The sequence below is a fragment of the Gluconobacter sp. P1D12_c genome, assembly GCF_018812105.1.
GTDB classification, from domain to species: Bacteria; Pseudomonadota; Alphaproteobacteria; order Acetobacterales; family Acetobacteraceae; genus Gluconobacter; species Gluconobacter oxydans_A.
In genome coordinates this window covers 190,641-216,668 of record NZ_JACSIQ010000007.1, presented here as the reverse complement: position 1 = coordinate 216,668, position 26,028 = coordinate 190,641, and the positions used below count along the sequence as shown (strand labels likewise).

Below are 26,028 nucleotides of genomic sequence, written 5' to 3'. Positions count from 1 at the left end.
GAACGTCAAATACGAGTCCATTCCCTACACGGCAGCCTGCAAGGGTGTGACGTATTTCACGTCTGCTGCCGTGCCAGAGGGTCAACCCTGCCACAACCGCATTATTGAAGGCACACTGGATATGCGCCTCGTGGCCGTCGATGCGGCAACAGGTGAATTCTGCCCCGCGTTTGGCCATAACGGACAGGTCAATCTGATGCAGGGCATGGGTGAATCCGTCCCCGGCTTCGTGGCCATAACGGCTCCGCCGCCTGTGGTGAACGGTATTGTCGTTGTCAATCATGAGGTTCTTGACGGTCAGCGTCGCTGGGCACCGTCTGGTGTAATCCGTGGTTACGATGCTGAAAGCGGCAAGTTCGTCTGGGCCTGGGATGTTGGCAATCCTGACGATCACAGCCAGCCAACGGGCAATCGCCACTATAGCCGTGGTACGCCGAACTCATGGGCGGCCATGACCGGAGATAATGCACAGGGCCTAGTGTACGTCCCAACTGGCAATGCTGGCGGCGACTACTACAGCGGGCTGCGTAGCCCGGCAGAAAATGCCATTTCCACGTCGATCGTTGCGCTCGATGTCAAAACAGGCTCACCACGCTGGGTCTATCAGACGACCCGCAAGGATGTCTGGGATTATGACATGGGTTCTCAGGTCACAATGATGGACCTTCGGGGGCCAGACGGCATGCTGGCACCGGCTCTGATTGTTCCAACCAAACGTGGCCAGACCTTCGTGCTGGACCGCAGGACGGGCAAGCCAATCCTGCCCGTGGAGGAGCGCCCTGCTCCAGCAGGACATGTGCCCGGTGACAGCCGCGCGCCGACGCAGCCCTGGTCTGTCGGAATGCCTGCCCTTCGGATGCCGGAACTCCGCGAAAAAGACATGTGGGGCATGTCTCCSATYGATCAGCTCTACTGCCGGATCAAATTCCGCAGCGCGCATTATGACGGTGAGTTCACGGCCCCAAGTCTGGACAAGCCCTGGATCATGTATCCCGGCAACAATGGAGGCAGTGACTGGGGCTCCATGTCCTACGACCCAAACACCGGCATCCTGATTGCCAACTGGAATGCATCACCAATGTATGCCCAGCTCATCACCCGCCGGAAGGCCGATGCGCTGAAGCTGATGCCGATCGATGATCCGCATTACAAACCGGGTGCCGGGGCGGCTGAAGGGAATGGCCCGATGGAAGGCACACCTTATGCCATCGCCATTGCTCCTTTCTGGGACCCGTTCACCAAGATGCTGTGCCATCGCCCGCCTTACGGCATGATCACGGCGATCGACATGAAGCACGGTCAGAAAGTGCTCTGGCAGCACCCGCTGGGAACGGCTCGGGCCAATGGTCCATGGGGGCTTCCCACCGGCCTGTCATGGGAGATTGGAACACCGAACAACGGTGGTTCTGTCGTGACGGCTGGTGGTCTGGTGTTCATTGCCGCGGCTACGGATAACCAGATCCGTGCCATTGACGAACACACCGGCAAGGTCGTGTGGAGCGCAGTGCTGCCGGGTGGTGGTCAGGCCAACCCGATGACCTACGAAGCCAACGGACATCAGTACGTTGCCATCATGGCAGGGGGACATCACTTCATGATGACACCGGTTACGGACCAGCTTGTGGTTTACGCTCTGCCAGACGCCATCAAGCACTGAAAAAACTTATGCGAACCCCTGCCTGTACAACTGAGTATGGGCAGGTCAGCCCAGACTGAATACCCGGACTGAAACGAGAGAGGCGTCACACGTAGACGCCTCTCTTTTATACTTTTCAGAAATCCACACCTGCCTGTGCAAACACATAGCGGCCCGGAATAAAGCCCGAATACTGCGCCACAGCCGTATTGGAAGCCCCGTCCACCACGAACGGCGGTTGCCTGTTGAACAGGTTGTTAATGCCCGTATTAAACGTCCATCGACCCGCCCGATATCCCACCGTCACATCCTGAAGGAAAACGCCCGGTGAGCGCGTACGCCCGGCCGTCTGCGGTGCCAGATCGTTCGTCCCGTCATTCCAGTGCATCCCGCCAATATACTGCACCATGTAGGTCAGGCTGAACGCGTCATGCTGCCAACTGACCGTAGTGTAGCTCCGCTCACGCGGCATCCCGCTGCCAGACAGATAGAGCAGTCGTCCTGTATAATTCCGCCAGGCCCCACCCGGCGTGTACTGCTGGAAATACCCAATCAACTGCTGATAGTTTTCGGACAGGGACAGACTGTCCTGCCGCCCCAGACGCATCCGATATGTCAGGTCGATATCCAGACCATTCGTCCGCAGGCCACCAAGGTTCTGCTGAACGGCAGAAATTGCCGTAAGCTGCCCGCTTGTGGACCGTGGCGAAACCAGCGAGCAAAGCTGGGGCTCCGTTCCCGTGTAGCATCCGTCCAGAATATACTGCGTGCCCGGTGCTGAAATCATGTTCTGCAACGTATAGTGCCAGTATTGGACGGACAGCGAGAGATGCGGCACCCAATGCGGCGTAACGACTGTTCCGATTGTATAGGTACGGCCCGTTTCTGGCTTCAAAGCCGCATTTCCGCCCGACAGCGTGGGCAACTGCCCCACGAACGCCGAATTGAACGTCTCGGGATTGATCCCTTCAGACAGGCACCTTGCCCGAACCGTCCCAGCCCGCGCACCGTAAGCTCCCGCCTGACTGCATGGATCGGACGCAGACGGATAGCTCAGCGTGCGACCGCCATAGAGACTGTAAATGCTTGGCTGCCGGTAGGACGTTCCCAGCGTCGCGCGAAAAGCTATGTCCTGAACAGGCGCCCAGTGCAGCCCCACCTTCCAGTTCTTCGTCGTCCCAAATGTATTATAGGCCGAGACACGCCCCTGAAGATCCACAGTCAGATCCCGAGCCAGAAAAGCATGTTCGAGAAGCGGGATTTTCCCTTCGACATACCCTTCCGTCACATGAAAACCGCCGCCCGTATAAGCCGTGGTTGCGCCCGTTGAGTCCCCACGCTCCACAACGGGATCAGGCTTGTAGCTAAGCTGCTCGCTCCGGTGTTCCATCCCGAATGCGAGACCAATCTGACCGCCGTGACGGTATGGCAGGCTCAGAACATGATTGTTATGAAAGCGCAGATTGATATCTCGCATCTGGTAATCCGCGTGATCGCGCTGCGTAAACCGGACGTAATTCGCGGCTTGCTCCGAATACGGCGCGAACGGATTTTGCAGAACGCACCCTGAAGCAGCCACACAGATATCCGGATTATATCGCACCGTACTCGACGAACGGGATGGATCAAGCTGTTCCGTGCCTGTCGTTTCCAGCAGATGGCGATAGTTGACCATATTCTGCGTCTGTGCCGTCAACTGACTGACGCCGTAAGTCATGGACGCATCATACTGCCAGTCTCCGACAATGCGCCCTTTGGCACCTCCAATGACCGTCCAGGTATCCACAGCAAAATCATTTTGCCGGTATCCAACATCCTCCATCCGCTTCGTCACAGCATAATCCTTATCCCATGGATTATCAGGACTATCCGCTGGAATGATCCAGGAAGACGAAAGACTGGAAGGCGGGATGCTCCCTTGCACAGGAGAAGGCGAAAGCTGCCGGGACGCCGTAGTGTGACTGTAACGAACGTTGGAATACAGCGTGATGTGGGAGTTCAGATCGTAATGGGCATCACCGGACAAGGCCGCATTCTGATGATAGTTCTGGAGCATTGAACCTTCAGCGAAATTATACAGATCTGAAGACTGAAAGGCCCGAAAACTGCCATTGCCGTCAGGGGCCATGCGCTTCCCCGTAACCGGGTTAAACGCCACGCCTGATGGGATAATGGAGGAGCCAAAACCTGGCGCTCCAGAAGCCGGATTGTCGTTCTGCGGCAGCGCAGCCCATCGTCGATCCCGTGACGAAATCGGCCCGGTCGTATCGTACTGACCAAACAGCGTGACGTTGCCGCGCCCATGATCGAAATTGAAGCCCTTGTAGCCAGAAATCAGCCCCGATCGACTGTCTCCATATTGTGTGATGCTGCCCTTGATCGTCAGGTTTCCTCCCGTCAGATCATGTTTCAGCCGAATATTGATGACGCCTGAGACAGCATCCGCTCCATAAAGCTCAGAACCCCCATCCTTCAGGATCTCGATCCGGTCGATCTGCTGCACGGGGATAGCGTTGAGATCCACACATTCTGAGCCAGCATTCATCGCCGTGCGCTTGCCATCAATAAGGATCAGAACACGACCTTGCCCCAGATTGCGCAGGTCTGTGCAGGACACGCCCCCACCGCCGTTCGTGCGGGTATTGGGTGTTCCTGATGAGCCGACAGAGGGCAGACGCGTCAGATAGTCTCCAAGAGAAATGGCCGAAGTCTTCTGAATATCCTTTGCCGAAATGATCTGAACCGGATTGGCGGTCTTGTTCCCCGCCCCTCCAAGATAAGATCCCGTTACAACAATATCCTCGGACTTCGAGGACTTGAGGGTCTCTGTCCGGTCATCTGCAAAGACGACAGGGCTCCACATCATGCTGCCAATCAGAACCGGATAAAAAGGACGAACAGCTTTCCGAAAAGGACGGACAGACATGGGAGATACACACTCAGACATTATGTTACGATATAACATATCTCTAGTGATCGACGGTGCCGCCATTCAAGCGACAAACAATGACCATCCCGTTGCGTCTGGTGTCATGGGGCACACGGTCGTGCTTTGCGTGATGTTATGATAGACAGACCTTCCCCTTTTCCGACAGCGCAGCAGCAAGACCGATCCATGCCAAAGAGTCCGTTCCTTCTCGAAGCCCAGGCACGTGGCCTGATTTTCCAGTGCACCGACCTCGACGCCCTCGATGAAGCCATGTTGGCTGGACCGATTACTGCCTATGTAGGCTTCGACCCGACGGCGGACTCCCTGCATGTGGGCAATGCCATGTCCATCATGGCGCTGCGCCTGTTGCAGAAGCATGGTCATCGCCCGATTGCCCTGATGGGTGGCGGCACGGCAAAGATTGGTGATCCGTCCTTCCGTGACGAAGCCCGTTCACTCATGACGAACGAGACCATCGCGCACAACATCGCTGGCATTGAGCAGTCCCTGCGCCAGTTCATCACCTTCAGCGATGAAGACCCGTCCAGCGGCGCGATCCTCGCCAACAATGCGGAATGGCTGGACAAGCTGTCCTACATCAACCTGCTACAGGACGTCGGCGTTCATTTCTCCATCAGCCGTATGCTGTCTTTCGAGAGTGTGAAGCAGCGTCTGGACCGTGAGCAGGGCCTGACGTTCCTGGAGTTCAACTACTCCATCCTCCAGTCCTACGATTTCCGTGAACTGAACCGCCGCCATGGAGCCGTGCTTCAGATGGGCGGCTCGGACCAGTGGGGCAACATTGTTGCCGGTATCGACCTGACGCGTCGCACCGATGGCAAGCAGGTGTTTGGTCTCACCACGCCTCTCGTCACCACATCGTCCGGCGTGAAGATGGGCAAGTCCGCACAGGGCGCCACATGGCTCCGTGCCGAGAAGCGCTCGGTCTTTGACTACTGGCAGTTCTGGCGCAACACGGAAGACGCCGATGTCGGCCGCTTCCTCAAACTCTTCACGGATCTTCCCGTTGAGGAATGCGACCGTCTGGGGGCACTTGAAGGGGCCGAGATCAACGAAGCCAAGAAGATCCTGGCCACGGAAGCCACTGCGATCTGTCACGGACGCACGGCTGCAGAAGAGGCTGCCGAGACGGCCCGCAAGGTCTTCGAACAGGGCTCCACAACGGCCGCTCTTCCAGAAATCGATCTTCCCGCCAATATGCTGGCCGAAGGTCTACCGGCGTTCCGCGTATTTCAGGAGGCCGGACTGGCCGCCAGTGGCGGTGAGGCCCGTAGGCTGATCCGTGGCGGTGGTGGCCGCGTCAATGACGTCGTCATTTCCGACGAGAACCAGACCTTCACCCTTGAGGATTTACGCGAAGGCACGCTGAAGGTCTCGTCCGGCAAGAAGAAGCACATTCTTATCCGTCCGGTCTGAACCTGACAGATGTCATGACCTTGTTATGACGTCCTTCACTGTTTCGGATCATGGCTTGTGTCATAATCTTTCCGAAACAGTGGAGTCCGCGGTCGTGACAAATCAGAAAAACTGGAAAGCTCTTTCCACCGATGCCGCCGGACTGCTGTTCGCCGTCGTCTGGGCAGCACGCGGTGCCATGGCAGCGCATGTTTCCACAATGGCCATGGCCATCCCGATTGCTGTCATCACGCTGGCCCTGCTTGCCGGGTTTGCCAGGCGCGACCTGATCCAGTGTCGCCCCGAGCGCATTTGGGACGCCGCCCTGCTGCGCCGTGTGAAGATCATGCGCATCATTGCCATTACTGTGATGATTACGTCCGTCCGCAGCACGCATCATCCAGAACTGCTTTACCCGCTGCTCGGATGCATTATTGGCCTTTCGTACATCCCTATAGGCCGCGCGATGCACGAACCCATTCACGTCATCATGGGTTTTGTGATTGTCAGCGTGTCAGCTCTTTCTTTCCTGCTTCCAGAACCGCTACATCTTGAAGTCGCAGGCTTTGGCACCGCTCTGGCCATCTGGGTCGGTGCCGTTATCCGTCTGCGCAATTCCGGAACCCTGTCCTTTCTGCCGAAGAACGCCTTGCCCTCATGACAGAAATAGAGACCTTCATCCCGCTTCCTGGAAACAAGGAAGACAACTGGCCGAGCTTCAACCGGTATCGGGTCTCTTATCTCGTTTATCTTCTGATCTACCCTATTCCCTGGTTGATCCATGGCGCGCCCACCCTTCCGGCAGCCCTGTTTTCTGCGGGCGCAACAGGCATTTTCCTGCTGCTATATTTCGCGCCCTACCGCAATGACCGGTATTATGGGCTGCCAGAAATCATCTTCACGGCCCTTATCGGCTTTGCGACCGCATGGACGCAGGGCGACTGGCTGGTCTTCAATATTTATGCCACCGCCATGTGCGCCTGTTTCAGGCAGATGCGGCAAGCTGTCCTGACAATTGTATGTTTGCAGATCGCCCTGTTCGCGTTTGTCTGGTTTCAGGACAAATCCATGCTGCACGCGAGCATCGGGGCCTTCTTTAGCATCATCACCTATATCGGGACGTGGATGCAGTGGAAGCTGGGCCTGCAAAACCTGCAACTCCGCAAGGCACAACACGAAATCCGGACTCTGGCCGCCACAGCAGAGCGCGAACGTATCGCGCGGGATGTACATGATCTTCTGGGCCATTCCCTGACGGTCATTTCAGTCAAAGCCGAGTTGGCCAACCGCCTGTTCGAGACGCACCCCGACCGCGCACAGCGAGAACTTCAGGACATCACACAGATTGCCCGAACGTCTTTGAAAGAAGTCCGTGAGGCCGTCACCGGCATGAACGGTGCCTCCCTGCAGCATGAGCTGGAGCGTGCCCGCAAGGCGCTTGAAGCAGCGTCCATCAGTCTGACCATTCATCACGCTGAGCGTCTCGAAGATCACCCACAAAGCAGCGTTCTCGCGATGGCATTGCGAGAGGCCGTCACGAATGTGATCCGTCATTCCGGTGCGCGACATTGCACCATCAGTTTTGACTGTGATGCTGCGGGTCAACCCTGTGCCATTCGCATTGAAGATGATGGCGCCCAGCAGTCAGGCCGGTCTCCGGCCCCTCCGCAGGAAGGGAACGGCCTTCGTGGCATGAGAACACGTCTTGCTGCTGCGGGTGGCTCCTTGATGCTAAGCCATACCTCCAGCGGCCTCAGACTCACAGCGAGTATTACCCCATGATCCGCCTTATTCTGGCCGAAGACCAAGCCATGCTTCTGGATGCTTTTGAAGCTCTTCTTGGCCTTGAAGAAGACATTCAGATCGTAGGGCGCGCACCAGATGGACAACGGGCGCTCCAGCTCGCGGCCGACCTGCGCCCGGATGTCATCATCACGGACATCGAAATGCCGAACATGACAGGCATTGAACTGGCAGAGAAAATCCGGGAGCAGGGGCTTCCAAGCCGTGTCATGATCGTGACAACCTTTGGCCGTGCCGGATATCTGCGTCGTGCTCTTCAGGCCGGCGTGCGGGGATACATGCTCAAGGATGCCCCGATTACGCAACTCGCCGATGCTATTCGGAAAGTCGCTGCTGGTGGCCGCGCCATTGCATCAGATCTGGCAGAGTCTGTCTGGGATGCCCTGCCCGATCCGTTGTCAGACCGTGAACGGTCCATGCTCCGTCTGGCTGAAGCCGGGCGAACGAACAAGGAGATTGCCGAAGAGCTCTCCCTGTCCGCGGGGACAGTCCGGAACTACTTCTCGGAAATTGTTCAGAAACTCGATGCCCGTAACCGGATTGAAGCCGGGCGCGTCGCCCGGCAGAACGGCTGGCTCTAACCCCAGCCGCAACGACGGTTCAGGACGGCGCAAATCCCTGCACGCCAACCTGCAGCACAAACAGTGACCCGGCTGCGCACATGAACAGATGGTCGCGTTTTGGGCCACCGAATGTCAGGTTCGAACACCCCTGAGGCAACCGAAGCCGACCAATCAGCTTGCCAGCCGGATTGAAAACAAACACCCCGCACAAGCCGAGCGGACCCGACGCGCCACACCACAAGTTCCCGAATACATCCACACGAATGCCATCCGGGTTAATCTGCGCGCCATTCAGCTTCATGTCCGCAAAAATGCGCCCGTTGGTAAGGCTACTGCCATTCACGTCATAGACGTGGATGGCCTGATCGCCACCCGCTTTCTGCCCCGGCCCTTTAGGCGTCGAAACGACGTAAAGCTTTTTGTAGTCGGGAGAAAAACACAGCCCGTTCGGATCAAGTAGATCCTTTTCCTGCAAAACGGCCTGAAGCGTTCCATCCGGGGCGATGCGAAAGACACGGTCACTCTGTCGTTCGGTCCCGCCAATTTCACCCGTCAGTTCACGGCCAATATTCCAACGGATTTTTCCGTCCGGATTGGTGGGCCCACCGGGTTCATCTGCATGACCTTCCGTAATGTTCGTGCCGTAACCGGGGTCCGTGAACCACAAGCTCCCGTCGGGGTGAGGCACAACATCGTTGGGGGAATTTAACCCCTTCCCGTCAAACTTATCCGCGAGAACCTTGACGCTTCCGTCGTGCTCCCACCGCACGACGCGCCGGAAAAAATCTTCACAGACAACAAGTCGGCCATCGAAATCAAAACAGTTCCCATTGGCTGCATAGCCATCGGGGCGGAAATCCGTGATTTCTCCAGTTTCCCAGATATAGCGTAGCGCACGGGAGCGAATAACATCACTGAGAACCAGAAAGCGCCCTTCACTGCTCCATGCAGGACCTTCCAGCCAACCGCCCTGATCCCACACGCGACGAATGGGGGCCGCGAAATACGTCAGATCCCGAAACGAGGGGTCAATCGCAATCACGTCAGGGTCAGGCAGATAACTGGGACCTGCTTTCTCGCCCCACGCTCTAGGCGGCTGGCTGACAACACTCGGCGGCTCTACTGCCCCCTGAGGCTGAGCCGCTTTGGCTTTGGCGGCACCAAGACAGACCAACCCTGCCGCTCCCGAAAGAACCGTACGGCGCGCTAGAAGAACGCCTGACCGGCTATTCCCGTCAGTCGGAACACTCGTTTCGTCAGACATCGTCCCTCTCCAAATAGAACGTGCCTATTCTCGTTATTTTCCTAAAAGGCGAAAATCAAAATTTTGGAATAACCAGGAAATACCAGAGAATTTCGAGAAAAACGTCTACCGCGCTTCAGCCTCAATCAGACGCACCACGAGATCCATGATCCGTTTTTCGCTATAGGATGCAACCGCCCTCTGACGCCCCCGCTCTCCCATAGCGCGCGCCAGAAGCAGATCCTGTGTCACTGTTCTCAGCGCGCGGGCCAATGGTGCAGAGAGACCGGGAGGCACCAGAAATCCGGTCTGTCCATCCACAACCTGTTCTCGTGGACCGCGAACATCAGTCGCCACCACAGGCAATTCCGTCAGCATCGCTTCAATGACGGACATGGGAAGCCCTTCAAAGTGGCTTGGAAGCGCAAACACGTCTGCGGCGGCGAGAAGATCCGGCACATCTTCCCGATAACCCAGCGTCCGCAACCGCGGGCCCAAAAGCTGTCTGGCTCTGTCAAACGCGGGCCCGAGGGCATCGCCATGATCAGATGGCAGCCGCTCCCCCACAACCCAGAGTTCAGCTCTTGGCACATCTTCCATGGCTCGTAGAAGCTCTGGATGGCCTTTGTGGCGCACCAGTCGCGAAACCACGATAACTACGGGGCGATCTTCCGGAACACCCAACTCCCTACGGATACGGGCGCGCACCAAGGGATTGGCATGATAGCACTTGGGGTCACGGCCATTACCGATAGCAACGGGATGCGCATTCAAGTGCAGTCGTCGTGCGTCCCGTGCCTCTTCAACCGAGACGGTCATGTACAGATCCGTGATCCGACCTGCAGCCCATTCCAGAACAACGGAGAGCAACCGGCGGCCCAAAGATCCAGGTTGATTGAACAGAAAGCCATGACAGGTGTAGGCAATGATCCTAACACCACAAAGACGTGCAGCAAACCGCGCCAGAATGCCACTGATCGGCATATGTCCATGCACGACGTCAGGCTTCTCCCGGCGAATAAGCCGGATGAGCGCGACAAATGCGCGAAGCTGCGCAACCGGTGACAATGAGCGCGCCATCGGCACGGCATGAACGACAAACCCATCTGCCCGTACTGGCGCCAGATGGGGGCCTTCCGCACAGGCCCCCTGAACCTCATGCCCGGCGGCACGAAGCGCCTTCATTAATGGAAACAGGAACTGGCGGAGGGAGAAATCAACATTTGTGATTTCAAGGATTTTCACAACAGCACCTTTATTCCGGGATACGTTCCAGAAGCCAGGTTACTGTCTGGGAGACAACCTGAAGTGGTTTTGAGGGGGCCGCAGGTTTGGTACTTTCCTGCGCTTCTCCACCATTCTCCGCTGTCTCTTCCGCCGCAGGAACAATGCGCCTGAGAGAAGCAATAACGATCTGCTTGGTCTTTTCACGCCGACCGCGCGCCAGATAGACGTCATCTTCGAGCAGTAGCATGCCGCCCTTCTGACGGAAGCGCCAGATCATGCCGCCCACCTGAAGAATGATATCTTCGTCGTCCCGTGTGACATGTACGTCCGGATGAATATGGAACCGCAGGGCGAACGGCGTCTCGCGCTCACCTTCAAGAACTTCCTGCCCGCGCAGATCTTCTCCGTCCGCCCCAAGGTAAAGACGTCGCGTCCACTTCATACCAAGCGGCGGATGATACCCGTCATGAGACAGATCCAGCCAATGGGCTTCCCCACTGCTTTGGTGCTCGCAGGTGACATGCGCCGGACGCCGCGTGACATGTCCGTCAGGCCCGAAGTCTGAGGACGACAAACCATCCGCGACCAGAACCGTATGCGCTGCACTGGCCCTCAGCGCCTGCGCCCATGCCCCCACCTGCGCACTGCCGCAATTGACGAAAAGACGATGCCGCTGGTTTGAAAACTCAAAAGACAAGGTTCCAGCATGCGCTGCCTGATCATAACTGGTCGGTGGAGGCGCACCGCTATCCACAATCAACACGGACTTCCCGAGAGCCAGCCGGGTAAATTTCCCCTGATTCATGGCAGGCGCAATCAGCTTCTGCCTGGAGCCCTGCGCCAGAACATCTTCCACCATCGCGCTGTAACGCTCGTTGGAACCATTAAAAACAGCTAGACCACCATCACCATGACGCATGGCACGCAACACCGGGCAGACTCTGTCTAGGGCCACATCAATAAAGGGCGGCACGCTCGAATGCGCTGTGCGGAACATGACGGACATTTCTGCCAGTTCACGCGCCGTCTGATATTGTGCTTCCGGAGACCGCTCAACAACCGTCCCATCAGAAAGAATCAGACGTTCAATTTCCGCTGGAAGGTAACGCAGGAAGCGCGTCATAAACCCGCTGTGATCCGGCATAGCCAGAGCAGCTGCAAGCAGGCCGCGCAAGGCTGTCAGCCCACGCCAGCCTTGCGGTTCAAGTGGCAAAAGAGCGGCAATGGTCCGCCCCTCTACCAACATCCGATCCATGATTTTTTGCTGAAGTTTACGGTCCGCTGACGCCAGGCAGAACTCGTGGTTTGCCAGCCAGGATGAGAGGCGCGCACCTGTTACGCAGGCATCCTTGACCAACGGATCCGTTGGAGGATGCGATACCCAGTCCGCGACAAGCGCGCGGGCCGTCATGCGGGCATCGTCACTGCCTAATGCGCGCAGATCCCGTAGCCATGCAAAACTTTGCAGCCACTGTTTTGCTGGTTCCGGCCAAGGGCCACGTTCCCACTTTCCGCGTGGCAGATCGTAGTCCTGCCGCTCAAACCGAAAGCGACCCGCAACAAGGCGGGCGCCCTGCTCGGCGTCCCCTTTCCACGGGTCACGATAAATATAAACCGGTCCCTCTGAAGTTCCGCCACCAACGGGCAGTCGTGCGAGTGAAAGTCGTGCGTCCTGAATCCAGCGACGAATGGGCATCAGGCGCTGTCTTCCTTGAACGGACCTTCAAGTGCATGAATGGCTGAATCACGGTCCGGCTTACCAAAGACGGCAGACCCTGCCACCAGCATCCGCGCGCCGGCAGCCACCACTTTTGGTGCCGTGACCGGGTCAATGCCGCCATCAACCGCCAGAACAATATCGCGTCCGCTGTCTTCAATCATGCGCGACAGGGTTCGGATTTTTGGCAGCTGGCTTTCCAGAAAGCTCTGGCCGCCAAACCCGGGATTCACTGTCATGACCAGAATGATGTCTACCAGATCAAGCACCTCTGACAGTGCTTCTGGCGGCGTTCCCGGACAGATCGCAATTCCCGGCCGGCAACCGAGCGCACGGATGGTCTGAAGAGTCCGGTGAATATGGGGAGCGTTTTCCACGTGCACCGTAATGTGATCCGCGCCAGCCTTGGCTGTTGCTTCCAGATACGGATCCACTGGATCGATCATCAGGTGCACGTCGAACTTCGCATCCGTGTGCTTTCGCAAGGCCGAGATCACCCCAGGACCGAACGAGATATTCGGCACGAAATGACCGTCCATTACATCCAGATGTAACCAGGGCGCGCGGGAGATGGATGCAATCTCATCTCCAAGACGGGCGAAGTCGGCAGCCAGCAGGCTGGGGGCGACAATGATCGGGGATCGTTCTGTCATGTTGTTATGTATCGGCAAAGCAACCTCCAGACGCAAGACAGTTCCGCACATCCCCGCGCGTTCGTGAGCGAGTATCGCCAACGAGGCCCTCAGGAACCCAACCGCTGCTGATGCGTCCTCATCAGACTGTCTGACTACTACCACCGTAGTATGGAGTTTTTATGACCGATCGCCTCTCCCCCATTCTGCTTAGTAGAGACGCCTGGATCCGCCGACCATCTCACCGGGCATGGCTCGAAATGCAGGGCCGTCGGTTGCTGGATTTCAGCAAGGAAGGTTGTATCGACGGGGGTTTTGCAGGGCTGGATATGGAAGGTCATCTTCCTGAAGGCGCCAAGGCAGAAGCAACCCTGACTGCGCGATGCGTCCACGCTTATGCGACTGCGGAGCTCCAGGGCATTCCAGGAAGCGCACCGCTCGTCGCACATGGCGTGAATGCGCTCATGACATCCTTTCGGGACCAGCAACACGGAGGCTGGAACCACTTCGCGGATCAGCCTCATGAGCGCAAGCAGGCCTATCTGCACGCGTTCGTCGCACTTGCCGCGTCCTCTGCTGTTCTGATCGGGGTGGAAGGTGCCAACGCACTTCTCAAGGATGCCATCCATCAGATCGAGACGCATTTCTGGTCTGAAGACGAAGGCGTCATGCGCGAGAGTTTCGCAGATGATTGGTCAGACGAAGAGAACTATCGCGGGGCCAACAGTAACATGCATTCCACAGAAGCCTTCATGGCTCTTGCGGACGTTACAGGCGATGTGAAGTGGTTGCGCCGCGCGCTGCGGATCGTCACCCGGTTTGTGCATGAGCTGGCCCCACAGCAGGGCTTCGCAATGCCCGAGCACTTCAACCGAAATTGGGATCTGCTGCAGAATTATCATGAAGACAAGCCTACGGACGATCTACGCCCCTACGGCATGACACCGGGTCATTTCGTTGAATGGTCTCACCTGACCGTGAAACTGGAAGCAGCTCTACTCCGCAGAGGCGAAACAGCACCGGGCTGGATGCTTCATGACGCACAGGCGCTCTTCGAAACCGGCATGAAATCAGGTTGGAACGTCGATGGTCTTCCCGGAATGGTTTACACGATTGACTGGGATCACAAACCGCATGTGCCTTCCCGCGTCCATTGGGCTCATGCAGAAGCCCTGACGGCGGCGATCAACCTGTATAAGCGCACAGGAAATCCACATTATGAGCACTGGTATCGCACGATCTGGGACTATATCGACACAACCCTGATCGATCGGGATTTTGGAAGCTGGTTCAACGAGGTCAGCCCGGAAGGCGAGCCGACAGAACATATCTACAAAGGTAAGGGCGACCTTTACCACGCCTACCAGTCCACGCTGGCACCAATGATGCCATTGGCTCCGTCACTCGCAACAGCGATCGAACAGATTGGTGTGCCCTACTGAGCAGGGGTCGGTTTCGTCACCCAATACACCGGGAGCGCCACGGCCTCCCGGAACAGATAATAGAGCTCTGGCAGCCGAAAGACTTTTGGATACGCGCCTGACACGTCTTTCACGCCAGCATGCCGCAATGCCCATTCTGCTCGCATGATATGAAACCACTGCGAAACGACGACAGCCCCTTCCGGCGCTTCCTGCGCAACATGCAGAGCCGTCAGCCAGGTATTGTTTCCCTGTGAATCAACGATGATCGCTTCTGCCGGAACACCGTGATTTTCCAGCCAGTGCGCCATGATTTCAGCTTCATCCTGATGATTGGCAGTTTCTACAGCTCCACTCACCATCAGTTCCCGAACGCGCTTTTCCTTCCAGAGTGACAATCCGGTTTCCAAACGGTCCTGCAAAGCTGGCTTTGGCACGCCCGCATCCGTGACGGCTGTGCCGAAAATGACACCCATTTCTGCGGGGTTGGCAGAAGCACGCACGCCGGTCACGGCAACGCATGTGCACCAACTCGCACACACAATACCACCAGCCAGCGCAACTGCCGCAATCCGCTTTCCCCACCAAAGAGTCACGAGTGCTTCTCGCCCTGCTGCTCTCGCATGCGCAGGATGTATAACAACGCCACCACTGCCGCCAAAAACCCGGACATTGCTCCGACACCCAGGGACCACCGCGGCCCAAAATAATTGGCAACCCATCCCACAACAGGGGCACCAAATGGGGATGACCCTGCAAAAACAGCAAACCGGATGGCCAGCACGCGCCCTCGCATGGACGGGTCGCTCGAAAGCTGCATGAAGCTGTTACTGGTGGCTGTAAATGTCAGAGATGATACGCCGGTAATGAGCAACGTGCAGGCAAAAAGCCAGTATGTCGGGGCCAATGCTCCCAACAGGCACCCCACACCAAAAATCAATGAGCCATTCAGCAGAACATCAAAATCTGCCTTTTTACGACCGGCTGCCAGAAAGCCCCCCAGAATGGTGCCCACGGCCATGGCGGAATTCAGAATTCCATAGCCATGCGCGCCGACGTGAAACACGCCAACTGCCATGGTCGCAATAAAGATCGGGAAATTGAGACCAAACGCTCCGATAATGAACAACATAATCAGAATGGTCCGAAGGTCCTCGCGCGCCCAGACGTATCGCAATCCGCTGGTCAGGGCATTGCGCTCGGTTTCTCTCGCCTTGGCATGCCGAAACAGGTCTTCACGGCGAATAAAGAGCAAAGAGCCCATGACGCCGAAAAACGAAAGCCCGTTCAAAACAAACGACCAGCCTGAACCAATTTCCGCAATACAGAACCCTGCCACCGCAGGTCCGATCATCCGTCCAGCATTATAGGACATGGAATTGATGGCCACTGCATTTGGAAGATCGGTCTCTCCCACCAACTCACCAACAAACGTCTGACGAACAGGACTGTCAAACGCGGCGACACAGCCACTCAGGAAAGCAAACAGATCCACCTGCCAGAGACGGACCGATCCCGTAACGACGAGAAGGCCCAGTGCAACAGCCAGCACACCCAAGGCACCTTGGGTAAAAAGCAGAAATCGATGCTTCTCAACCCGGTCCGCAATCAGTCCGGTCCAGAGCATAAGCAAAAGAGGCGGGGCAAGCTGGAGGGCCATCACGATGCCAATGGCCATGGCATCGTGATGGGTCAATTCAGTAAGAACAAGCCAGTCCTGCGTCGTGAACTGCATCCATGTCCCGATGTTGGAGAACAGAGCTCCCCAAACCCAGACACGATAATTGCGCCGCCCCAGAGAGCGGAAAGTGTCACCCAGCATCAGGGGACACTCCAGACTGAAAACAACAGGAAGACGGACAGACTGGCATCCACCCACTGTCAGGAATCTTACATTGGATGTCGAGGGTTATTCCGCAGGAATGACCCTCACATCATGATTACAGGTGTCCCTGTTCCAGTTCCTGAGCAAGGGCATCGGCATGATAAACGGTCTTGAGTGCAGCCATGATAGCGCTTGTATCCGTCGAAACCGCTCTATTGCGCTCGCCATCGTAATAAAGATCGCCAGCCAGACTATCGAGATTACCGTCGAAAATCAGGCCCACCACATTGCCCTGCCGGTTAATGACCGGCGAGCCTGAATTTCCACCCACAATATCATTCGTCGAAACAAAATCGAGATTCGTGGACAGTGTCAGATGAGGTTTCGCATCAAGCCAGACCTGCGGAAGGCGGAACGGATCGCTCCCGGTCGCATGTTTGTACATTCCGGCAAAATTTGTGAAGGGCGCAATGGTCTTGGCACCACCCTGCCAACCTTTGACGGTGCCGTAAGACAGTCTTGGTGAGAATGTAGCATCCGGATAAAGCGTATCTGCCTTTCCTTCTGCCTGTGCGCGCGCAAACTGGGCACGGGCAATCGCACCCTGAGCTTCATGCATTGGTGCTTCGATCTGATCACGGCTTCGATTGCGGATCACATCTAGAACCGGCTGCAACTGACGGGCTAGAACAATCATCGGGTCCGTAGAGGCCTGAATGACCTTTGCACCGCCCTTATACAACGCAAGGCGCTGCGCAGGATCAGCAAGCTTCGTTCCCTGCATCAGTTCTATAGCGCGTTCATCCGGGCTTTTTGTGCCGAGAACCAGATGCACGGCCGGATCATCCTCACCCAACATCTGACGCATCGCGGTCATACCCAGAGCCAGCGTCATGGTTTCCAGATCGATATGCACCGGCACTTTGGCAAAAATTTCAGCTTCAAGTTCAGCCAGTTCGGCATCGTGGTAGCCCGCACGACGCTCGGCATCCGGCTTCTGTCGCTCCTGCGCGGCTGATACCAGCATGACAGCATCACCCAGCAGGCCATGAACTATACGGGCAATGGCAAAGTCATGGCCATAAGACTGGCGCTGTATGGCCAGTGCAGCCTCCACTTTTTTGAACGGCTCGCCATAGATCTTGCGGCGCTCGGCATCCGCATCAATCCAGGCCTGAAGAGTACGATCTTCCGCTTCACGCTTTTCCATCACGCCGGGTTCCCGCAGGGCCTTCACGGTGCCCGACAGAGATTTCAGGCCGTTCTGAACGCCGAACAGCGTATTTTGCGCTTCAATCAGGTGTTCCTTGCTTTCACGCGAATACTGCCAGAGGGCTCCTTCACTGGTCGAATACACGCCAATGATGGTTGGCAGGATAACGTCCCGCTGGAACGTCAATGCACTGGCCGGAAGAGACCGCTGCGTTCGCCCTGGATTACCAGACGTGAACACCAACTCTCCCGCTTTTGGCCCTTTCGGATCAAACTTGAAGAAAGGTGTGTGGACCGGCTTACCGTCCTCAAACACCCGCAACATCGACAAATCGATATCGTACCGTGGGAAGGTAAAATTGTCCGGATCGCCGCCAAAGAATGCGATATCCTGATCCGGCGCCATCACAAGACGCACATCCTGATATCGACGATAGCGATAGAGCGCAGTTTGACCACCGTGATAGAGCGTTACGACATCACACCGCCAGTGTGTTGCATCTCCGCCCGCACATTCCTTCGTCAGAACGCTACTGGCGGCCTGAAGCGCCTTTGCATAATCCGCACCGTGCTTGCCTGAGGTCATATCAGCGACACGGCCTGTCACATCTTTCACCTGATCCAGACGATCCAGCTCCATACCCGGACATTGCGGTTCTTTGGAAACATCTGCTGCCGAAAAACCATCATGAAAATAATCGTGCGTCTTGTCCGACAGGTCGGTCAGGCAGGTATTGGCACAGTGATGATTTGTCATCACCAACCCATCACCAGAGACAAAAGACGCCGAGCATCCCTCTGCCAGACGTGCTGAAGACTGAATGACGTGGTTGATCCATTCAGCCGAAGGCTCGAAGCCATATTGCTGCTTCAACTGACGGGCTGGCAGATGGTCGAACGTCCACATTCCTTCCTCGGCCTGAGCTGAACCAAGGGCCGTGCTGGCAATGAGCAGAGCAGGCAACAAGCGCTTCACAACACGCATGACAGATCCTAAATATGTTATCTTATAACAATACTCTATCCTGCTCTGCATCGCCGCTCCATCCCTGCCGACGAAATTTTGATCCCCCCACGCCTTATGGAATTTATTGACATTCTCTCGCAGCCCATGAAGGAGTGCTTCTTCACCTTGGGGTGCCCTGACAAAGGGCTGAGAGACTGCTGAGGGTATGCGCTTTAGAGCCATACCAGCGCAGTGACCCATCGAACCTGATCCAGTTCATGCTGGCGGAGGGATGGTGGCTACTGACAGATCCAAAGACTGGATTTTCGGTGTCTCTCGTCGTCCCCGCTGCGCATGAGGGGATCGCAGTATTGCAGGCGGGACAGCACCATCATGACCATCGTATTTGCGCGCAAATCCCGCCAGGTTCCTGTCTTTCTGCTCGGCCTGACCGTTTGTGCCGGTACAGTGCGCGCGGCGGACACCACAGCCCTCACCCCGCCTGCGTCCATCGCCCCGAAGGCCGAACACATCACCGTTCACCGCGTTTCTGACAGCGCACCCGGGCACCAGCCCGGCGGCGGCCTGATCCGACCGGAAAACAGCGTGCGCTCTATCAGCACAGTCAGCCGCGATTACATGGACAAGCAGCCCCCGATGGCGACGGCCTATCAGCTCGCCTCCATGCTGCCCGGTGCGAATGTTGCCACATCCGATCCGTTCGGCTTTTCGCCCAACACCAACCTGACCGTGCGCGGCCTGAACAATGATGCCATCGGCTATGTACTGGAAGGCACACCGCTGAACGATGTCGCCTATTATTCCGGCTATCCGAGCCAGTTCGCTGACAGTGAGAACTACAGTCAGGTCGCACTTGCCCAGGGTTCGGCCGATCTGGATAGCCCTGTCCTGAACGCCGCCGGCGGTTTGATGAGCCTATCCTTTCTCGATCCGTCACAGAAGGCAGGGGGTTTCGCCAGCGTCTCCTATGGCTCCTTCGACACCAACCGCGAATTCATTCGCCTTGAAACAGGCAACATCGGCAATTCCGGCATTCGTGGCTTTGTGTCTTACTCCTACAGCGCCAGCGACAACTGGCGCGGACCGGGGCGGGACAAACGCCAGCATGTCGATTTCAAATTCCTGAAGGAATGGAGCCAGGGCAACCGCGCCAGTCTGATTGGCTCCTTCAACACCACCGTCACCAGCTATTATCCGCAGGTCACGATGGAAAGCTGGAAAGCCGACGGCATTCATGGCGCGAACAACCTTGCAGGCCATTATGACGCCTCCAACGCAGACAACGCCGTCAATTACTGGCGTTTGTGGCGCGCGCCGGAACGCACCTTCTATGCAGGCGCGCCCGTCCATCTGCATCTGACGCATAAGCTTTCCCTCGACGTCACACCCTACGCACAGTTCGCCTATGGCAACGTTCCGGGTGGCTCCACACTGACGGAAACCGGTCTCTATAACGGCACTCAGCCCCTGAGTGACACGATCACGCTCCCCAATGCGCAGGACGGGACCGCTGTCGTACGTGCTAACTACACGCAACGCAGTTATCGCTCCGGATTCAATTCCACCCTGCATTACAAAACCGGCTGGAACGATTTCGTGCTCGGTTACTGGTACGATTACGGAGACGACAACGAGCAGCAGCCCTTCACAACCGTTTCCGCCACCGGCGCTTCGGGCGATATCTGGGCGGAAAACAGCAGTAGTCTGATCCATCTTGCGAACGGGCAGAAACTGCTGGGCGGCAGCTTCCACACTATTTCCCAGACCAACGCACTGTATCTGGGCGACCATATCTCGCTTCTGCATGATCGTCTGACCATCGAAGCGGGTTTCAAGGCCGTCATGATGAGCCGCGCTGGCACGAACAATGTTCCCGGCCCTCAGTATCGTGTGGCATCCAACAGCATGGAGCCTCTGCCGCGTCTTGGCGCCCGCTGGCGCATTGATGAGCAGAACCAGATCTTCTTCAACGCCACGACCAATTTCCGCGCGCCAGACCAGACGGCGCTTTACAACAGCTACGACCCAACCTCCGGTGCACTCGCGACGACAGGCAGCGCAGACGTCCGCAACGAATATTCCATTTCCGAAGAACTGGGATATCGCCGCACAGGACAATGGATCATCGGCAGCCTGACGCTGTTCAACTACAACTTTACCAACCGCCAGATCTCAACGCTGGCCTCCCAGAACGGCTCCATCATTCAGACGACCATGAATGCCGGAGGCCAAACCTCCCGCGGTGTGGATGTGGAAATCGGTCTGCGCCCTTGGCACCACTTCAGCCCCTATGTTTCCGGCGAGTATCTGCACGCCACCATTGATAACAACATTGCCTCTGGCGGCGATCTTCTGCCCACCAAAGGCAAAATCGCCGTTCGAAGCCCGACGCTTCAGGCCGCTGCTGGCATCAGCTACGATGACGGGCATATCTTCGGCGTGGCCACCCTGCATTACACCGGGCACCAATACGCAACGTTCATGAATGATGAGCGGATGTCAGACCGAACGACAGGCGATATTTCCGTCGGCTATCGCTTCGGCGATGTATCCCGCCTGCACAAGCCAACCCTGCGTCTGAACTTCATTAACATCACCAATGAGCGCTCCCTGTCCGGCGTTGCCAGCCCGACCCTGAACGCAAAGGACACGACTGGCATTTACGGCAGCACGATCAGCGGGAGCGCCCCGAGTTATTATATCGGCGGCGGTTTTGCGGCCCTGTTCACAGCGTCCACAGGCTTTTGAACCCGTGACTGCTCCCGGACAGTTCGGCGTCAATGGTGTGCAGGCTGAACGGCATTGGCCGCCGCTGACACTCGACGAGGCGAAACGTGTTCTGACGTTTTTTCCCATTACCGCCGTTCCGGAAACTGTTCTAGGGCATGGACAACGCCCGTTCTCCGCGACAGCCCTGACCCGCCTTACCGACGGCACGATGCTTTTTCTGAAGCGCCATGACCCGCGCCTTCGCGATCAGAACGCCCTGACGGAAGAACAGGCTTTCATGGCGCATCTTAGCCGCCACGGCTTACCCGTCACGGCGGCGTTTACAACGCGGGAACAACACTGCGCTCTGACAGAACATGGTTGGGTTTATGAGGTTTTCCCTCCCTTACCCGGCTTGGATCTTTATCGAGATGTTCAGTCCTGGGAGCCGTTTCTCTGTTCAGAACATGCGCATACTGCAGGAGGCACACTCGCACGTCTTCATCTTGCAGCAACAGATTACGCCGCCCCCGCCCGGCCTGATCGGCTTTTGCTGTCCAGCTTCAACGCTATTACCAACCCCGATCTTGAGACTGGCCTCCGTCATTGGGCCGCGTCTCAACCCGGTCTCAACACAGCACTGAATTTAGAGGCGTGGCAGCAGATCCTACGTGTCCTGGGACCTTTCCACGCAAAACTGCGACCACTCCTGACGGAGATTATCCCCTGTTGGGGACACGGAGACTGGCATCCGTCTAACCAGTTCTGGACGTCCGCCACTCCAGACGCCGAAATCTGCGGGATCTTTGATTTTGGTATGTCTGATCGCACCTGCGCTGCGTACGATCTCGCAGTAGCTATCGAGCGCACTGCCATCTCTTGGCTGTCCTCGCACTATGCTGTCTCGTGGAGCCAGCTGAGCGCCCTGTTAGCGGGCTATCACCGTGTCCGTCCCCTCACTTTGCGAGAACGCGAACTGGTCGTTGCGTTCCTGCCGCTTGTTCATGTCGAATTCGCATTATCTGAGGTCGCGTATTACAGCACGCTTGTTCAGGATAAGGCATCAGCCCGTGTCGCCTACGCAGACTATCTTTTAGGTCATGCACACTGGTTTGCAGGCCGTGACGGTCAACATTTTCTAAACTGGCTCCGCGAAACTCTGGATGCCATTGCCGCATGTCCCTGACGGAACTCATCGCGGCCCTTCTGAGTGCCATCGGCGTGTGGCTGACGGCACGCCGCAATATGGCTTGCTGGCCACTCTCTCTTCTTGCCGCTCTCTTATACGGGTGGGTGTTTTTTAAAGCTCATCTTTACGCCGACGCCTGTCTTCAGGCCGTATTCTGTGGCTGTCTGCTCTATGGGTGGTGGCGCTGGATAAAAGACGGTGCGCAGGGCGATGAGACCCTGCATATTCGGCCACTTTCGGAACGCGGGTTATTCTTTGGCCTTCTGATCGGCGCACTTGGGGGCGGACTGTGGGCTTTCTGTCTGGCGCGCTTTACAGACGATCCCACCCCCGTGGCTGATGCCCTGCTCAGCAGTTACAGTCTGGTTGCACAGATCTGGGCCGCACGGCGGCATACGATCAGTTGGGCCTGCTGGATCGTGATCGACACAGCTTACGTTGCAATGTTCGTCAGTCGCGACCTTTACCCGACAGCCGCCCTTTACACGATATTCGTCGTTCTGGCAGCTAATGGACTGCGCAAATGGCAAAAAGCCTCCCAAGCGTAATGGGAAAACAAAATGCGTTTTCCCACCATGCCAAACGCTGGCTTAAAATCGAAACACTGGCCGCTCAATACGCAACGCTGACTTCGCCCAGGAACATACGCCCTGCAGAGGGAGTCGCACGGTTCGAGAAAAGGCTCTGGTAATTGAGTTTGTTGGCAAGATTGTAGCCATTCATGGAGATTTTCCAGTGCCGGTTAAAGCGATGGGAAATCATGGCGCTGAAGTCCAGATTTGCCGGAGCACGCAGAGTATTGGCGGTATCAAGCCAGACATGCTCACGCCAGGTCAGCCCACCGCCGACTGTCAGATTATACGGCTTGTCCGGGAAAGCGCTGTACGCTGACCAGAGGGTTGCCTGATTGTGTGGCACATACTGAACATTCTTGCCGCGGTTCGCCTTGGTCGCAGAAGACGTCGTGCTGCTATCATAAAGGGCATAGGTCGCTGACACGTTCCAGCCCGGCAGAATGACACCGCCGACGGACAGTTCCAGCCCCTGATTACGCTGCCGGTCAGAAGAGCCCTGAATTTCACCCGTCACCGGATCAGCGTTCAATGCATTACCCTTGTCCAGGCGGAACAGGGACGCCGTCAGACCCAACCGGTCATGCAGAATGCTGTACTTGGCGCCAAGCTCATAAAGCTGAGCCTTCTCAGGACTGGCAAAAGAATTGGTCCCCGGACGAATGGGAACAGACCCATTGGTGACGTACATTCCCATCGGGGTCGTGGAATTGGCCCAGGTAAAATAATAAGTCTGGTGGTCGTCCGGGGTGACAACGAGGCTGGCATTCGGATTGAACACGCCCGTCACGTCATGAAAATGCTGATCAGGGTTCTTCGCGACATTTCCTCCCGTCAGATTGTAGCTCGTTTGCCAACGATCCCAGCGGAAGCCCCCTTTCACAGAAAGCCACTTGGTGAACCAGATCTGGTCGAACAGGAACAGGCCCGTATCGAACCCATAGCCATTGCTATGCGACTTCGCACCCAGTGACCCCAGAGACACCAGACCGGCCGGATTCATATCACCCGGTACCAGATCAAGATTGCCGACGTTCCCCTTCGGATTAACAAGGTTCGCATACGGTTTTGGCTTCAGATACGTCGACTGTGAGCGAACATCATTAACGCGTTCGACATCAAACCCGGCGACAACCTGATGCCTGAGAAAGCTTGTGTGGAAGTCTGCAACCATTGAGCCGACATTCTGCACAGACCAGCTCGTTTGCTCATACGGCAGCGGCGCCATGTAGGTTCCGGCTCCTGTGCCCGCTCCCGCACCCACTGGCCCGGACCGTGCAACGAGCGCTTTTGACGCATCCCCGTTGAAGTAGTTGTTCACACACGTTGTATCGCAGGTCGCTTTTGAGGCTGCAAAAGACCGGTAATACTCCCCACCCCGCAAGTCATCATAGAACGTAACATGCCTGTTCAGTTTGAAGCTGAACCGCGCTGTTTCCATGTTGGAATTTGTGGCGTTCTGATCGTTATCCGTGCCGTACCAGTTCGTCCGCCGGATACCGTATTCCGTGATAGGTTGCCCATATTTTGCGCCCGGTTTCTTGACAACCGGTACACCGAAATCAGGCACGGAGTTTTCCTGCTGGTGCATGTACTGCAGAACAAGCGTTGCTCTCTTGCCAATCCCGAATGCAAGAGACGGAGCAACACCCCAGCGATGAGAGAAAATATAATCTCGTCCCACAACATTATGCTCATCGCCCATTCCCGTAATGCGGAAGGCCGTAGAGTCATTGATTTTCTGGTTCACATCCAGTGTGCCGCGATAATAACTGCCTGAACCACCTGAAAAATCAGCCGAATAGTGATTTTTCAGACCAGGAGTTTTGGTCACCATATTGATGGCACCGCCCGTCGTGCCATTCCCAAACACTTCGGAAGACGGCCCCTTGATGACGGACACAGTTTCGAAATTGAATGAATCACGGGAATAGACACCGAAGTCCCGCAGTCCATCTTCATAGATATCATTCTGGGCCTGAAAGCCGCGGATCAGGAACTGATCACCGTTCATGCCGCCAGCGCCCTCCCCGATGGACGTTGTCACACCGGGCACATTCCTCAGAGCTTCATCAAGAGATTTGACATTCTGCTGCTGCATCAGGGCCTGCGGCACAACATTGATGTTCTGCGGCGTGTGCATCACGTCCTGTGGCATCCGGGACAACCCGAGAGACTGATGCATGGTGTTAAAGCCATGCCCCTGAACTGTCAGATGTTCGACATCCGACCCTTCAACCCCAGCACTGTCTTCCAGATGCCGCGTTGATGACTCCGGTTTACGATCTGGCTTTTTCTCATGCTTCACAGGTGCAGCAGCATAGCCTTGCGAAGACATCAGGAGCGTACCGGCAACTGAAAGAGACGTGATGTGTGTGCGCAGCGAACCAGTCACCGGAACCTCTTCATTCAGATAAACAACTTTACATTTCGAAACTCCTATATTGGTAATGAGAAACATTCTCAACTAGTTTTTGATGAAGTGTTTCTAATTTCCGACAAACCTCGTCACGAGCGAAGCGGAATAAGCCTGTATTTCCTTACGAACACAAAAAAAAGCCCCGCACCTGAAAACAGGGCGGGGCTCTCTAAAAACAGTCGTCGAAGAAACAGGTCAGTTCGGCGTTTCATCGTCCGGCGCGAGCGGCTGAACATGCGTCACTTTGCCATACCGATCATAGTAGATCACAGCATCGCCACGACGTTCGGCATAACCATCGGGCTGGCCGTCACGCGTGCGGAAAAGCAGCCGAAAAGCATCCGGCTGTTCAACCACCTTGTCCCCTGGCGGGCGATACTTGAAGCGACTGAAGTCAGCATGGCTCCGGGGCAGCGAAGAGCTATGATACAGCTCGTGCATGCTCGGCTTCTTGGGCCCGTCACCATCGGCATCCTGCGCGACAGCCGTGCCCGTCAGGGCTAGAACGGCCAAAGTGGTAGTCAGGATCCTGCGCATGATGCTCTCCG

19 protein-coding genes and 1 riboswitch are annotated in these 26,028 nt (G+C 56.5%); of the genes, 9 read left to right on the top strand and 10 right to left on the bottom strand.

Annotated features, from left to right (window positions below; translation table 11 throughout):
- The coding region (locus KP705_RS10240) for a pyrroloquinoline quinone-dependent dehydrogenase (protein ID WP_215764406.1) at positions 1-1,657 on the top strand (1,657 nt) is incomplete at its 5' end.
- 115 nt (positions 1,658-1,772) lie between these two features.
- Here the strand turns inward: KP705_RS10240 and KP705_RS10235 are convergent.
- The gene (locus KP705_RS10235; protein WP_215764405.1) at positions 1,773-4,562 is read right to left on the bottom strand and encodes a TonB-dependent receptor domain-containing protein; all 2,790 of its coding nucleotides are present in this window, start codon (positions 4,560-4,562) and stop codon (positions 1,773-1,775) included.
- A 189-nt stretch (positions 4,563-4,751) separates the two neighbouring features.
- On the opposite strand from KP705_RS10235, the gene tyrS reads away from it, so the two are divergent.
- From tyrS to KP705_RS10215, 4 genes are all read left to right on the top strand, one after another.
- Positions 4,752-6,002 carry a tyrosine--tRNA ligase gene (gene tyrS, locus KP705_RS10230; RefSeq protein ID WP_046900749.1) on the top strand — a complete coding sequence of 417 codons (1,251 nt, stop codon included), beginning with the start codon at positions 4,752-4,754 and terminating at the stop codon, positions 6,000-6,002.
- Positions 6,003-6,096: 94 nt separating this feature from the next.
- Positions 6,097-6,642, top strand: a complete 546-nt coding sequence (locus KP705_RS10225; protein ID WP_235271766.1) for a hypothetical protein — start codon at positions 6,097-6,099, stop codon at positions 6,640-6,642.
- Complete coding sequence (locus tag KP705_RS10220; protein ID WP_046900747.1) at positions 6,639-7,763, top strand: sensor histidine kinase; 1,125 nt, start codon at positions 6,639-6,641, stop codon at positions 7,761-7,763. Before KP705_RS10225 ends, KP705_RS10220 begins: the two co-directional genes overlap by 4 nt.
- Positions 7,760-8,365: a response regulator transcription factor gene (locus KP705_RS10215; RefSeq protein ID WP_046900746.1), complete on the top strand. Its 606-nt coding sequence runs from the start codon at positions 7,760-7,762 to the stop codon at positions 8,363-8,365. Before KP705_RS10220 ends, KP705_RS10215 begins: the two co-directional genes overlap by 4 nt.
- Positions 8,366-8,384: 19 nt before the next feature.
- Here the strand turns inward: KP705_RS10215 and KP705_RS10210 are convergent, their stop codons facing one another.
- The 4 genes from KP705_RS10210 to rpe form a co-directional block, all read right to left on the bottom strand.
- Positions 8,385-9,611 carry an SMP-30/gluconolactonase/LRE family protein gene (locus KP705_RS10210; RefSeq protein ID WP_046900745.1) on the bottom strand — a complete coding sequence of 409 codons (1,227 nt, stop codon included), beginning with the start codon at positions 9,609-9,611 and terminating at the stop codon, positions 8,385-8,387.
- Between the two features lie 105 nt (positions 9,612-9,716).
- Positions 9,717-10,835, bottom strand: coding sequence for a glycosyltransferase family 4 protein (locus KP705_RS10205; RefSeq protein ID WP_046900744.1), 1,119 nt, complete (start codon positions 10,833-10,835; stop codon positions 9,717-9,719).
- A 10-nt stretch (positions 10,836-10,845) separates the two neighbouring features.
- A complete protein-coding gene (locus tag KP705_RS10200; RefSeq protein WP_046900743.1) occupies positions 10,846-12,513 on the bottom strand; it encodes a heparinase II/III family protein in 1,668 nt (555 codons plus the stop codon).
- Positions 12,513-13,187 carry a ribulose-phosphate 3-epimerase gene (gene rpe / locus KP705_RS10195; RefSeq protein ID WP_046900742.1) on the bottom strand — a complete coding sequence of 225 codons (675 nt, stop codon included), beginning with the start codon at positions 13,185-13,187 and terminating at the stop codon, positions 12,513-12,515. The genes KP705_RS10200 and rpe overlap by 1 nt, the downstream gene beginning before the upstream one ends.
- Before the next feature lie 161 nt (positions 13,188-13,348).
- On the opposite strand from rpe, the gene KP705_RS10190 reads away from it, so the two are divergent.
- Complete coding sequence (locus KP705_RS10190; RefSeq protein WP_099211765.1) at positions 13,349-14,608, top strand: AGE family epimerase/isomerase; 1,260 nt, start codon at positions 13,349-13,351, stop codon at positions 14,606-14,608.
- On the opposite strand, the gene KP705_RS10185 is transcribed toward KP705_RS10190, so the two are convergent.
- The 3 genes from KP705_RS10185 to KP705_RS10175 form a co-directional block, all read right to left on the bottom strand.
- Positions 14,602-15,183, bottom strand: coding sequence for a YdcF family protein (locus KP705_RS10185; protein WP_235271765.1), 582 nt, complete (start codon positions 15,181-15,183; stop codon positions 14,602-14,604). The genes KP705_RS10190 and KP705_RS10185 overlap by 7 nt on opposite strands.
- Positions 15,180-16,409, bottom strand: a complete 1,230-nt coding sequence (locus KP705_RS10180) for an MFS transporter (RefSeq protein ID WP_200898329.1) — start codon at positions 16,407-16,409, stop codon at positions 15,180-15,182. Before KP705_RS10180 ends, KP705_RS10185 begins: the two co-directional genes overlap by 4 nt.
- 118 nt (positions 16,410-16,527) lie before the next feature.
- Positions 16,528-18,609, bottom strand: a complete 2,082-nt coding sequence (locus KP705_RS10175) for a S46 family peptidase (RefSeq protein WP_252348327.1) — start codon at positions 18,607-18,609, stop codon at positions 16,528-16,530.
- 138 nt (positions 18,610-18,747) lie between these two features.
- Positions 18,748-18,880: riboswitch (TPP riboswitch) on the top strand.
- Between the two features lie 83 nt (positions 18,881-18,963).
- On the opposite strand from KP705_RS10175, the gene KP705_RS10170 reads away from it, so the two are divergent.
- The 3 genes from KP705_RS10170 to pnuC are packed head-to-tail and all read left to right on the top strand — an operon-like array spanning position 18,964 to position 23,037.
- Positions 18,964-21,339, top strand: a complete 2,376-nt coding sequence (locus KP705_RS10170; RefSeq protein ID WP_215764403.1) for a TonB-dependent receptor — start codon at positions 18,964-18,966, stop codon at positions 21,337-21,339.
- Positions 21,340-21,343: 4 nt separating this feature from the next.
- The gene (locus KP705_RS10165; protein ID WP_046900737.1) at positions 21,344-22,486 is read left to right on the top strand and encodes a phosphotransferase enzyme family protein; all 1,143 of its coding nucleotides are present in this window, start codon (positions 21,344-21,346) and stop codon (positions 22,484-22,486) included.
- Positions 22,477-23,037, top strand: coding sequence for a nicotinamide riboside transporter PnuC (gene pnuC, locus KP705_RS10160; protein WP_046900736.1), 561 nt, complete (start codon positions 22,477-22,479; stop codon positions 23,035-23,037). The genes KP705_RS10165 and pnuC overlap by 10 nt, the downstream gene beginning before the upstream one ends.
- Positions 23,038-23,101: 64 nt before the next feature.
- Here pnuC and KP705_RS10155 read toward each other — a convergent pair whose 3' ends face one another.
- Together KP705_RS10155 and KP705_RS10150 are read right to left on the bottom strand one after the other, a co-directional pair.
- The gene (locus tag KP705_RS10155; RefSeq protein ID WP_046901001.1) at positions 23,102-25,318 is read right to left on the bottom strand and encodes a TonB-dependent siderophore receptor; all 2,217 of its coding nucleotides are present in this window, start codon (positions 25,316-25,318) and stop codon (positions 23,102-23,104) included.
- 357 nt (positions 25,319-25,675) lie between these two features.
- Positions 25,676-26,017, bottom strand: a complete 342-nt coding sequence (locus KP705_RS10150; protein WP_046900735.1) for a hypothetical protein — start codon at positions 26,015-26,017, stop codon at positions 25,676-25,678.
- Between the last annotated feature and the right edge of the window lie 11 nt (positions 26,018-26,028).